The sequence below is a fragment of the Candidatus Binatus sp. genome (assembly GCF_030646925.1).
GTDB lineage: Bacteria > Desulfobacterota > Binatia > Binatales > Binataceae > Binatus.
Map to the genome: position 1 here is coordinate 33,884 of NZ_JAUSKL010000102.1, position 11,815 is coordinate 45,698.

9 protein-coding genes are annotated in these 11,815 nt (G+C 63.2%); 7 read left to right on the plus strand and 2 right to left on the minus strand.

The genetic code is table 11. The annotated features are described in order from the left end of the window. Positions 1 to 6 precede the first annotated feature (6 nt). The 6 genes from murA to Q7S58_RS17640 all read left to right on the plus strand — a co-directional run bounded on the left by murA (position 7) and on the right by Q7S58_RS17640 (position 7,615). Entirely contained in the window at positions 7 to 1,272 is a 1,266-nt protein-coding gene (murA, locus tag Q7S58_RS17615) for a UDP-N-acetylglucosamine 1-carboxyvinyltransferase (protein ID WP_304828912.1), read from the plus strand. Then, the gene (gene hisD, locus Q7S58_RS17620) at positions 1,269 to 2,624 is read left to right on the plus strand and encodes a histidinol dehydrogenase (RefSeq protein WP_304828915.1); all 1,356 of its coding nucleotides are present in this window, start codon (positions 1,269 to 1,271) and stop codon (positions 2,622 to 2,624) included. Before murA ends, hisD begins: the two co-directional genes overlap by 4 nt. After that, on the plus strand, positions 2,608 to 3,258 hold the full coding sequence (hisB, locus tag Q7S58_RS17625) for an imidazoleglycerol-phosphate dehydratase HisB (protein ID WP_304828918.1): 651 nt from the start codon (positions 2,608 to 2,610) through the stop codon (positions 3,256 to 3,258). Before hisD ends, hisB begins: the two co-directional genes overlap by 17 nt. Positions 3,259 to 3,264: 6 nt before the next feature. Beyond that, positions 3,265 to 3,999, plus strand: a complete 735-nt coding sequence (locus Q7S58_RS17630) for a HisA/HisF-related TIM barrel protein (RefSeq protein ID WP_304828920.1) — start codon at positions 3,265 to 3,267, stop codon at positions 3,997 to 3,999. Between the two features lie 286 nt (positions 4,000 to 4,285). Continuing rightward, the gene (locus Q7S58_RS17635; protein ID WP_304828923.1) at positions 4,286 to 5,296 is read left to right on the plus strand and encodes a pilus assembly protein TadG-related protein; all 1,011 of its coding nucleotides are present in this window, start codon (positions 4,286 to 4,288) and stop codon (positions 5,294 to 5,296) included. A gap of 147 nt (positions 5,297 to 5,443) precedes the next feature. Continuing rightward, the gene (locus Q7S58_RS17640) at positions 5,444 to 7,615 is read left to right on the plus strand and encodes an acetate--CoA ligase family protein (protein WP_304828926.1); all 2,172 of its coding nucleotides are present in this window, start codon (positions 5,444 to 5,446) and stop codon (positions 7,613 to 7,615) included. A gap of 11 nt (positions 7,616 to 7,626) precedes the next feature. Here the strand turns inward: Q7S58_RS17640 and Q7S58_RS17645 are convergent, their stop codons facing one another. Beyond that, a complete protein-coding gene (locus tag Q7S58_RS17645; RefSeq protein ID WP_304828929.1) occupies positions 7,627 to 8,994 on the minus strand; it encodes a hypothetical protein in 1,368 nt (455 codons plus the stop codon). 66 nt (positions 8,995 to 9,060) lie between these two features. Between Q7S58_RS17645 and sppA the strand changes: the two genes are divergently transcribed. After that, positions 9,061 to 10,875 (plus strand): signal peptide peptidase SppA, encoded by a 1,815-nt coding sequence (gene sppA / locus Q7S58_RS17650; RefSeq protein ID WP_304828932.1) that lies wholly within the window; start codon positions 9,061 to 9,063, stop codon positions 10,873 to 10,875. Between the two features lie 9 nt (positions 10,876 to 10,884). Here sppA and Q7S58_RS17655 read toward each other — a convergent pair whose 3' ends face one another. Next, the gene (locus Q7S58_RS17655) at positions 10,885 to 11,808 is read right to left on the minus strand and encodes a DUF2333 family protein (protein WP_304828935.1); all 924 of its coding nucleotides are present in this window, start codon (positions 11,806 to 11,808) and stop codon (positions 10,885 to 10,887) included. Positions 11,809 to 11,815 lie beyond the last annotated feature (7 nt).

Sequence of the window (11,815 nt, forward strand, 5' to 3'; positions counted from 1 at the left end):
ACGACGATGGAAAAAATGATCATTCATGGCGGCGCGCCACTCCGGGGCATTGTCTCGCTGAGCGGCAGCAAGAATGCGGCGCTGCCGATCATGATGGCGTCGCTGCTGACGGCAGAGCCGCTTAAGCTGCGCAACGTTCCGCGCCTGCGCGACGTCAAGACCGCGATAGATTTGCTCGGCAAGCTTGGCGTCGCGGTCAGGTGGACCGGCGAGCATGAGGTCGAGCTTCACGCGGAAAAAATCACCTCGCACGAAGCGCCGTATGAATTGGTCAAGACGATGCGCGCATCGTTTGTCGTGCTGGGGCCGCTGCTCGCGCGCACCGGCCGAGCGCGCGTTTCGACGCCGGGCGGATGCGCGATCGGCGCGCGGCCGGTCAATTTGCACATCACCGGGATTCGCGCGCTCGGCAGCAAGATTCAGTTTCGGCACGGCTACGTCGAGGCGCACGCGGAAAAGCTTAGCGGCGCGCGCATTTGGCTCGATTCGCCGTCGGTCGGCGCGACGCAGAACATCATGATGGCGGCGGTGACGGCGCGCGGGCGCACACTGATCGAAAACGCGGCGCGCGAGCCCGAGGTGCAGGATCTGGCGCGAGTGCTGGTGAAGATGGGCGCGCAGATTTCCGGCGCGGGCTCGCACGTGATGGAAATTGAGGGCGTCGAAAAACTGCACGGCGCCGAGCACGAAATTATCTGCGATCGGATCGAGGCGGGCTCGATGATGGTCGCAGCCGCGATCACCGGCGGCGACGTCGAGATTCAGAACGCGCCGGTCGGGGACCTCGAGGCGGTCATCGCGAAACTGCGCGAGACGGGCGTGCGGGTCGAATCGAACGGGCACGGCTTGCGCGTCGCGGGGCCCGGCAAACTCGACTCGATCGAATTGCGCACCCTGCCGTATCCAGGATTTCCGACCGACTTGCAGGCGCAAATGATGGCGCTGCTCACGCAGGCGGGCGGCACGTCCGTGATCACCGAAACGATTTTTGAGAATCGCTTCATGCATGCGCAGGAACTTGTGCGGATGGGCGCCGATATTTTGATGAAGGGCAACACTGCGATCGTGCGCGGGCCGAGCGAGCTATGCGGCGCGCCGGTGATGGCGACTGATTTGCGCGCGAGCATGGGACTAATCCTTGCGGGACTGGCGGCTGAGCACGCGACCGAACTGAGCCGCGTCTATCATCTCGATCGCGGCTACGAAGCGCTCGATGCGAAGCTGTCGGCGCTGGGCGCGCGGATCGAACGCGTCAAGGACGACGCGCCATGAAGCCGCGCGTGCTGCGATCGCGCAGTCCCGAGTTCAAGAAGTTCCTCGCCGCGTTGCTCGACCGGCGCGGCGGCGACAGCGCGAATATCGATCGGAGCGTGGCCACGATTATCGAAGACGTGCGCAAGCGTGGCGATCGCGCGCTGATCGCGATGACGCAAAAGTTCGACCGCGTGAAACTGAAAGCATCCACCTTGCAGGTCACGCGGGCCGAGAGACGCGCGGCGCTGAACAAGATTCCGGCTGCGGATCGCAAAACACTCGAACTTGCGGCGCGGCGAATCGCGGAGTTCCATCGCCGCACGATGGAGAAATCGTTCAGCTATCGCGATCCCACTGGCATGCGCCTCGGCCAAATGGTGCTGCCGCTGAGTCGCGTCGGAATCTACGTGCCCGGCGGCCTTGGGGCGTATCCTTCGTCAGTGCTGATGAATGCGATTCCCGCCAAGGTCGCAGGCGTCGCGGAAGTGGTGATGGTATCGCCGCCGTCGCGCGAGGGTGAAAGGCTGGCGGTACTGGCGGCGGCAGCGATCGCGGGCGTCGATGAGTTTTTCCGAATCGGGGGAGCGCAGGCGGTAGCGGCGCTGGCATACGGTACCGAATCGATTCGTCCGGTGGACAAAATCGTCGGGCCGGGCAACGCCTACGTGCAGGCCGCCAAACGGATGGTTTACGGCGTCACCGATATCGACAAGATGGCGGGGCCGAGCGAGGTGCTCGTGATCGCGGACGACAGCGCGCGTCCCGATTGGATCGCCGCGGACCTGATTGCGCAAGCCGAGCACGGCTCGGGCGACGAGGCGGCGGTGCTGCTGACGCCGTCGGCGAGTATCGCGCAGGAAGTTGCAGACGCGATCGAGCGGGCGCTTGAATCGCTGCCGCGAGCGCGGCAGGTCGAGACGGCGCTCAGCAAGCGCGGCGCGATGGTGATCGTGAAGGACCTGAACGAGGCATTCGATCTAGCGAATGAAATCGCGCCGGAGCATCTGGAACTGGAGATCCGCAATCCCTCGCGATGGCTGCCGCGCGTGAAAGCGGCGGGCGCGGTTTTTCTGGGCGGACTTTCGCCGGCGCCGCTGGGCGATTACCTGGCCGGCCCCAATCACGTGCTGCCGACCGGCGGCGCGGCGCGATTTGCGTCGCCGCTGGGTGCATACGATTTTCTGAAACGTACCAGTATAATCGAGGCGTCGAGCGGCGCGCTGAAAGCGCTCGGGCCAGCCGTGGCGCATCTCGCGCGGATGGAAGGTTTCGAGGGGCATGCGCGCGCGATCGAAATCAGAAACGGCGCGAGCAAGCGCGCACGAGGAGCGAGGCGGACCGGCGAGCATCGAAATGCAAAAGAAGCTTAAACGCGAACAATCGAGCACGCGACCCAATGGCGCGGCGGCGAAAGCGAGCCGCAGTGCTGAGATCGAGCGCAAGACGCGCGAGACTTCGATCACGGTCGCGCTCAAGCTCGATGGCTCCGGGAGCGGACGCGCGGAAACGGGAGTCGCGTTCCTCGATCACATGCTGGAGAGTTTCGCGCGCCACGGTTTTTTCGATCTGCGCGTCGCGGCGAAGGGCGATTTGCAGATCGACGATCATCACACGGTCGAAGATGTGGGAATCGTGCTGGGACGCGCGTTTCGCACGGCGCTCGGCGAGCGTGCGGGAATCAAGCGCTTCGGCGAGGCGACGGTGCCGCTGGACGAAGCGGTGTGCACCGCGATTGTCGATATCAGCGGGCGCTCCTACCTCGGCTACAACGTGACGATCACGCAGGAGCGCGTCGGCAATTTCCAGACCGAACTGGTGCACGACTTCATGAAGGCGTTCAGCGACGAAGCCGGCATGAACCTGCATCTGAACATGGTTAGCGGGCGCAACCCGCATCATATTATCGAGGCGGCGTTCAAGGCGCTCGCGCGCGCGATGGATCAGGCGACCGCGATCGAGCCGCGGCTTTCGGGCGTGCTCTCGACCAAGGGCACGCTGTCCTGAAATCGCGTGTTCGAGCAGTTCACCGTTATTCCGGCGATCGATCTGAAAGGCGGGCAGGTCGTGCGCCTGCTGTATGGCGACATGAATCGCGCGACCGTTTACGGAAGCGATCCAGCGGCGGTTGCGAAGCGCTTCGAGGACCAGGGCGCCAGATTGATCCACGTCGTCGATCTCGACGGCGCGATTGCGGGGATGCCGCGCAATCTCGATGCGATCGCAAAAATCCGCGCGGCGGTGCGATGCGCGATCGACGTCAGTGGCGGGTTGCGCATGATCGAATCTGTTCGCGCGGCGGTTGCCGCGGGCGCCGACTACGTGTCGATCGGCTCGGCCGCGTTCCTCAATCCTGAACTCGTGCACCGAGCGTGCGCCGAGTATCCGGCGCGCGTGTTCGGCTCGCTCGACGTGCGCGATGGGATGCTCGCAATCAAGGGATGGGTCGAGACGAGCGCTCTTAGTGTCGATGCGGCCGCGCGCCGGTTCCTCGACGCTGGCGTTGCCGCCGCGATCGTCACCGACATCTCGCGCGACGGCGCGCAGGCGGGCGTCGATGCGGCCCGCATGGCGGAGACGGCCAGGCTCGCGGCGCTGCCGATAATTGCGTCGGGCGGAGTGTCCGCGCTCGACGACGTAGTAGCGTTGCGCGCGCGTTTCGATGACGGCGTCGTCGGAGCGATCGTCGGCCGGGCGCTGTACGAAGGAAACTTCAGCCTCGAGCAGGCAGTCGCCGCGGCGCGATAGCGCCTGATTGCATCATCGTTCAAAGCTCGAATCGCCGGGTGACACGCACAAGAATGTAGCCGAACTGCCACAGTTTGTGTCATCGCAGCATCTTCAAAATCGCGCGCGCTAAAAAAGTGTAAATAGTGACTACCTGTAGGATTGGCACATTGCGTGCCTGTCCTGGCGGGTCAGTCGATTCGCGGAGTGTTAGACGAGTGTTCGGCTCGCACTCGATGAATCGTCGCGACCTTGCACGGGTTACTGGATCCAACAGATCGACACGCAAGGAGTTTGGAAGACCAACATGAAGCGACTATTCGCAAATTCAAAGGGCCAGATGTTCGTGATGTATGCCGTCGCGGCGACCGCTCTGCTCGGCGCGATCGCGCTCGGCACCGACGTGAGCATCATGTACTTCAACTGGGCGTCGATGCAGCGAGCGGTCGATGCGGCAGCGCTGGCGGGCGCGAGCTATCTGCCTGAAGACACTTCAACCGCAGGCGCCAAGGCTACCACCTATGCCACGGTGAATGGCCTCGCTGCGGGTGAAGTTGCCTCGCCGACGTTCAACAGTCCGACCAATGACACGATCACTGTGAACGCGAGCCGCACCGTGCCGTACTATTTTGGAAAAGTAGTAGGGCTGACCAATCAGCTGGTTCAGGTATCAGCCAGCGCGCAGGTGCCGGGTGGTGTCACTTGTGTTTATTGCGCTCCCTACGGGCCGACAGGGACGCCGCCTGCGCCGGGCAGTGTTATTACTCCAGCCACGCCGGGTACTAGCGTCGGCCAGAATCAGCTTGTTCCGATCGGCCTCGATAAGAGCGTGCTCTATTCAGGCCGCGGAACATCCGTGGTGCTACAGCAAGGACGAATGTCGCCGGGTAACTGGGACTTTCTTCAGTTGGGAGCGCCAGGCGGCGACGTACTCAGAGACAATATCGCTTATGGTTACACCGGACCGATCAATGTGGGACAGTATATCTGGACCAAGACCGGTCAAAACGTCGGGCCAGCCAATCAGGGATTCGAAGACCGCATCGACGCCGGCAGTTCGACGGGGACGTGGCAAACACATCCGGAAAATGATTCGCGGGTCGTTCTGCTGCCGATCGTCGATTGGACCACGGCAGGTACTGGCAACACGATGATGGAGGTGCTGGGCTTCGCCCATATGTACCTCGCGCAGGATTTGGGCCATGGACAATTCCAGGCCTATTACATCGACGACGTAGTGCCCGACAGCCTGGTGTCGGCCACGCCGCCGCCAGCCGGCTTCCGCGGCGCTCGCGGCAATCCGGTATTGATCCGATAGCTGCATTCAAGGCCTGAGCAGGTTGCGCCCGTTTCACGGGCGCAGCTTGACCTCAGGATTTTTCAGGCCAACCGCATCGCGCGCAGCGGTCCGCATCGGAATTCCCGTCGGTTCAAATAGTCGCTGGGCTCTGCTATACGCCACGTTGTGAGCGACTCTATACTCCGCGAAATAATCACCGCGGCTCAATCGAGCGGCCGTTCCGTACTAACTGAAATCGAAAGCAAGCGCATCCTGCACGCGCTCGGCATCTCTGTGCGATTGCCGGAAGTTGCGGCCAGCGCCGACGCGGCCTCGGCGGCGGCCTCGAAGATCGGATTTCCAGTCGTGCTCAAAGTGCTCTCGCCGGAGGTGAGTCACAAAAGCGAGGTTGGCGGCGTCGAACTGAACCTGGGCAGCGAAACGGAAGTGCGCGGCGCCTTCGACAGAATCCGCGGCAATCTTGCGGCCAAGGCTCCCCACGCGCGATTCGAGGGCGTCACGGTGCAGCCAATGGCGCGCGCGGGAATCGAACTGATCGCGGGAATCACGCGCGACGAGCGATTCGGCCCGCTGGTGATGGTCGGCCTCGGCGGCGTGCTGGTCGAGGTGATGAAGGATACGGCGCTGCGCCTGGCGCCGATTGGCGGACGCGACGTGCACGAGATGCTCGACGAGTTGCGCGGCAACGCGATCCTGCGTGGCGTGCGCGGCCAGCCGGGCGCGGATATCGACGCGATCACGTCGCTGCTCGAGAAGATTTCCGGCTTCGCGGCGGCGCATCCGGAAATTATCGAGATGGATCTGAATCCGGTGGTCGCCTACGAGGACGGCCTGGAGGTGCTCGATGCGCGAATCGGGGTCGATACGAAAACGCGAGAACCGCATCGCGTCGATCCGCATCGCGCGGCGCGACTCGAGAATCTAGCGCGCGCATTCAATCCGCGCGCAGTTGCAGTGATCGGCGACAAGCGGGTGGGCGGCTACATGTGGCTGCGGGCGATGCGCAACTTGAAGAGCAAGCTCTACTCGGTGCAAATCGATCCGAACGAGATCCCGGGCATCGAAGCGATGGGCGTCGAGAATCGCAAGAGCCTGGCCGAGATCACCGAGCCGATCGACTACGCGGTCAGCGCCGTGCCGCGGCAGGTCGCGCCGCGAATCCTGAAGGACTGTATCGCGAATCGGGTCGGCTCGATCGGATTTTTCACCTCGGGATTTTCAGAGACCACGGAAGAGCTGGGAATTCGCCTCGAAAATGAACTCCGCGACGCGGCGCTCGATTCCGAGATCGCGCTGGTCGGTCCCAACTGCATGGGCCTCTACAGTCCGGGCGCGGGGATGTGCAATTTTCCCGATCTTGTGGTCGGCGAAGCCGGCGACACGTGCTTCATTTCGCAGAGCGGCACGCACACGATCAACTTTTGCCTGCAGGCGCCGTCGCACGGAATCAAGGTCAACAAGGCGGCGTCGATCGGCAACGTGCTCGTGCTCGAAGCCGCGGACTATCTCGATCTGATGGCCAATGATCCCGCCACGCGCGTGATCGGGATGTATATCGAAGGCGTGCGCGACGGGCGGCGCTTTTTCGAGAGCGTGCGCCACACGGCGGCGCGCCATCCGGTGGTGATTTGGAAGGGCGGTATCACCGAGGCCGGCGCACGCGCGACGTTCTCGCATACCGGTTCGCTGGCAACCGCGGCCGCCACGTGGCACGCGATGGTGCGGCAGAGTGGGGCGGTCGAGGTGTCGAACCTGGATGCGATGCTCGATGCGGTCGAGTTGTTTGCGCGGGCGCGGCGCTTCAACGGCAAGGGGATGGGACTGGTCGCGATGACCGGCGGACAGTCGGTGGTGATCACCGATACGTTCGCGTCGGCGGGGCTCGAAATTCCGGCGCTTTCGCAGTCGTCGTACGACGAGCTCAAAACGTTTTTCAACATTATCGGCGGCAGTTATCGCAATCCGCTCGACGCGGGTGGCACGATCGGCGCCGCGGTGCAGCAGGGCAACCTTGATCGCATCCTCGAGATCATGGAACGCGACCCGGTGATCGACGCGGTGGTGCTCGAGATCGGCACCGGCTTCCGCGCCTCGCGATGGCTCACGCATCCCGAGGAGGTCACCGGCCTGCTGGACAAGCTGGCGGCGTTCGCCGGCAGATCGTCGAAGCCGTTCGCAATCGTGATGCATCCGGCGCACCTCGAGGCGGCCGTCGCGCATGGCAAGGAGTTAGCGCGCCAACGCAATCTCGTGGTGTTCGATAGCTTCGAGCGGGCCGCGGCGGCGTTTCGCGTCGTCAGCGACTACTGGGAAAATCGCACGAGAATCGCGAACTAGGCCATCTGCGATCAGCGCGGCGGCGCGAGCACGGTGAGCGTGGCGCCCGTCGAGGCGTCGCCGTCGAGAAACGCGAGCCAGCGGCCCTTGGGCGACCAGCTCATAGTGACGGTGCCGCGCGCCGGTCCAGCGGCGAGCAGAAAAGCCGCGTCGGTCGGTAGCGAATAGCTGACGATTTTGCGCCACGGAATCGGCTGGCTGGGCGCGAAGACCTGCATCGCAGCTTCGTCGGCGCCCTTCGAGTAGGCCATCGAGCTTTGCGCGAGCATCGCGGGCGTCGAGTTGAAGCCGAGCGATTTTACGTCGGTGCGGCTTTCGTCGGGCTGCACGATCGCGACTTGCGCGAGCATCTCGAGTTGCGGACGTTCCGTCGCCATTCGAAATGTGAGCTTTTGATTCCCCAACACGACGATGTCGCCGCCGGGAGTGAACGACGCGGCGCCGGTCGATACTCCAACCACGTGCTCCGCGCCGGTTTCGATATTGTGGCGGTAAACATCGACCGTGTTGTTGGTGGGATCCACGCCAACAAACAGAAACGTTCCTTCCTCTTCCGAATCCCAATCGAGCACGTGGATCGGCGTGCTCCTGCCGAATTTGCCGCAGACCGATTTTCGCCGATCGATCACGACTGGCGCGGTTGATGAATCACCCTGGCCGACGGCGTACACGCCATGAGTGCTCCAACTGAGCGCCGACATCGGGCAGCCGAGCTTCAGCGGCGCGACCGAACTGGCGCCAGTCACGACGATTAGCTGGAGGCCGTCGATAGGCGTCGCCGGTGGATGATCGGTGTCGTCGCTGTCTGCATGTTCGATCGATTCTTCGGGATGCTTGCGAAGTGCGAGCGCGATCGTCGCGGAGTTCAGCCAACTCAGCGAAATCGAATCGAAGCGGCCGTCAAAACTTGCGATCACATTGCCGGGGCCCGACGCGATCAGATCGCGGATGACTACATCGACGCGTTTGTGATCCGGCGCGACGATCGCAGTCGCCAGCGTGAGACCTTCCGGGCTGGCCGCGACGTCCACGATCGTCCCGCGCGCCGCCGCAGACGGCCCGATTTCCGTGGCGAGCACGCGTCCTGCGTGCCAATCCGGACCGCCGAGTCCGTACACCACGGTATGTCCGTCCTGCATGCCGACCACGCCAATCTCCGCGCTGTTTTCGAGCCACATCGGCGCGCGGCCGGCAATCGGCGCGAATCCATTCGGCAACGACACGTTCGTCACGACTTTGATGCCGTTGGTAATTTCGAGCGACGTCGAACGCGCGGTGAATGGTGGCTGCACCGCGGCGGGCGGCTGGTCGGCGCTGGAACACGACGCCACGCCCAAGGCGGCGAGCGCGGCAAACCGGATGAGGAAAGACCTGGCCATCGAAAAACGGTAGTCTAGCAGGGTGCTGAACAATTCTTCGAGTCTCGATGGCGATTTAACTGCGTGATGAAGAATCCATTGCGGGAGTTTTCGTTGGATCGCGAGGTGCGTCTCGCGATTTTGGTGACGATATTGATCGCGGTGGGCGCGGTTGCTTGCGTGTTTGGCCACTGGATCGTCGGAATCGCACTGTTCGGAATCGCAGCGGCGCTGGTCGCCGCCTTCTGGCTCGCGGTAGTAAGGCCGGCGCGGATTCCGCGCGATGCCGTGGTGACGATTCGGCTTGCCGGATCGATTCCGGAGGAAACCGGGCGCTCACCGATCGATCAGATAATTCGCCGCCGAACGCTCAGCCTCGATAGCATCCGCGAGGCGCTCGAAGCAGCCGCGAAAGATTCCGCCGTGCGCGCGATCGTCGTTGAAATCGCGGGAATCGAAGTCGGACTCGCGACCGCGCATGAAATCCATCGCTTGTTACGCGCTGCGCACCTCGGCGGCAAACGCGTAGTCGCGCTGCTTCGAGGCGACATGGCGGGCCTCCGCGACTATCTGGTGGCGTGCGGTGCTAGCGAGATCGTCGCGAATCCCGACACGATGCTGACGATGCTTGGTGTCGCGACCGGTGGCGTGTTCCTCAAGAACGCGCTCGACAAACTGAAAATCCAGGCGCAGACGCTGCAGTGGAAGGAGTACAAGGGCGCGGCGGAGACGCTCGGTCGCGACGCGATGTCGCCGGCGCTGCGCGAAAGCCTGGAAGCGGTGGTTTCGGACTGGGAGAAAATCCTGGTCGAAGCGATCGCGTCGGCGCGAGGGCTCGCTCCGGAGCGGGTGCGCGAGCTCATTGCGGCGGGCTTTGTGAGCATGAAGTTCGCCATCGAAAATGGACTGATCGATCGCGAAGGATACATCGAAGACATCCGTGCGGCGTTCGAGCCCGACCAAGAGCAGAAAAAATTCGTCACCTTCAACCGCTACTGGCGGCACGCGGTTTACGTTCGCGAGCACGGACGCCGTGCGCGAATCGCGCTGATCCACGGTACCGGGCCGGTGGTCTCGGGCGACGCGTCAGCGGCGGGGGAATATATCAGCGGGATCGCGACGGCGGCGGAAATCGATCGCGCGTCGCGCGACGAGCGAGTGCGCGCAATCGTGTTTCGCGTCAATTCGCCGGGCGGCTCGGCGGTCGGCTCCGATCTGGTTTGGCGCGCGGTTCGCGAGGCGCAGGGACGCGGCAAGCCCGTCGTCGTTTCGATGGGCGACGTGGCCGGCTCGGGCGGCTATTACGTCGCGGCGGGCGCCGACGCGATCGTGGCGGAGGCGGCGACGATCACCGGCTCGATCGGGGTGGTGTATGCGAAGTTCAATCTCGGCAGCCTGCTCAGCGATCTAGGCGTGCGGTTCGATTACGTGAAGAGTGCGCCGGTCGCGGACGCAACTTCGTTCTCGCGCGCGATGACCGAAGCGGAACTCGCGCAGATGAACGATACGATCGGGCATCTGTACGCGAACTTCACCGCCAAGGTCGCGGAGGGCAGACGGCTCGGCCCCGCCGAAACGGAAGAGGTTGCGCGCGGGCGCGTGTGGAGCGGGCTTGCGGCGAAGGAGCGCGGACTGGTCGATGAAATCGGCGGGCTCACAAAAGCGATCGAAATCGCGCGGAGCCGCGCGCACATAAAAGAAAATGAGCAGCATCAGCTCGTGCGGTATCATTCGCCGGCGCGATTCTGGGGACTCAGGCCGAGCAATCCCGACGTATCGACGACGTGGGCGATTCGCGCCGCGGCGAGCGCATTGGGAATCCCTGCGAGGTGGATGCCGGCGATGCTCGAGATGATGATGCGCGGCGGCGCGATGCTGCTTTGTCCGTTCCTCGAGCTCTAAAATTCGGCGCTACAGCGGCGAGCGCTGTAGCTCCTCGCGAATCGAGTACATCTTCTGGCGCGCTTCGCTGATGTAGGCGTCGAGATTGCGGCGATGATTCGCGAACAGGCCCGCGGGCGAACCATTCATCACAACGAGAGGCTTCAGCACCGCCGCTTTGCCGAGCGCATCCTCGGTTTCGTCGAACATCGTCTTCAAGATTGGGTCGTCTTTGAAAGTCACAACATACTCGCGCTCGATCGCCTCGATCATGTGAAACATCACGTGCGCGTAACCTTGGGCGTGATAAAAATAGTGATCGCAATCCCAGGTGTGGACGGCGCTGCCGTCATCTTTTTTGCTGCGGTAGAGGTTCGCGTGCGCATCGCCGAGCAGGTCGGTCCACGCCTGCACGAGGCGAATCAACTCGACGGCGCGAACGTTAAGCTCGCGCGAGGTCGGCGGATTGTCACGCAGCCCGGTGACGTATAGCCGCAGATGCGCGACGCCGTCGGCGTACTTGCCTTCGGGCGCGGGCAGAATCCACTTGAGCGCGTCGTTGCGAAAATCGGTGTCGGCAATCACGAGGTTCTGATCGTACTGGTTCGACGAAACCTTGGTCAGGTTGTCCTTGAAGATGCGCGTGGTCTCGCGCACCGCCTGGATAATTCCGAGTTGGCGATCGGCGTTGTTGTCGGGGCCAACCTTCGGACCCCATAAAAAGAAATCGTTGGGACGCCATCCGAAGGCGGTGTGCAATTCGTGATCGACGATCGCCGCCAGCGTCGAGGCGAAAATCTCGCCGGGCGCCGTCGGCTTGCCCGGAGGAAAATGCTCCGCGATATCGTAATCGAGCTGGTTGTGGCGAATCTGGCCGAAGTGAAGCGCAAGGTTAAGCGCGATCCACAACGCGACGATCGCGCCGCCGATGATCAGGAGTCGATTTCTCGTCACGCCGAAA

Excerpts from the sequence above, each read along its gene's own strand:
- Q7S58_RS17635 (WP_304828923.1), top strand. The coding sequence starts at position 4,286 with ATGAAGCGACTATTCGCAAATTCAAAGGGCCAGATGTTCGTGATGTAT.
- murA (WP_304828912.1), top strand. The coding sequence starts at position 7 with ATGGAAAAAATGATCATTCATGGCGGCGCGCCACTCCGGGGCATTGTC.
- hisB (WP_304828918.1), top strand. The coding sequence starts at position 2,608 with ATGCAAAAGAAGCTTAAACGCGAACAATCGAGCACGCGACCCAATGGC.
- hisD (WP_304828915.1), top strand. The coding sequence starts at position 1,269 with ATGAAGCCGCGCGTGCTGCGATCGCGCAGTCCCGAGTTCAAGAAGTTC.
- sppA (WP_304828932.1), top strand. The coding sequence starts at position 9,061 with ATGAAGAATCCATTGCGGGAGTTTTCGTTGGATCGCGAGGTGCGTCTC.
- Q7S58_RS17645 (WP_304828929.1), bottom strand. The coding sequence starts at position 8,994 with ATGGCCAGGTCTTTCCTCATCCGGTTTGCCGCGCTCGCCGCCTTGGGC.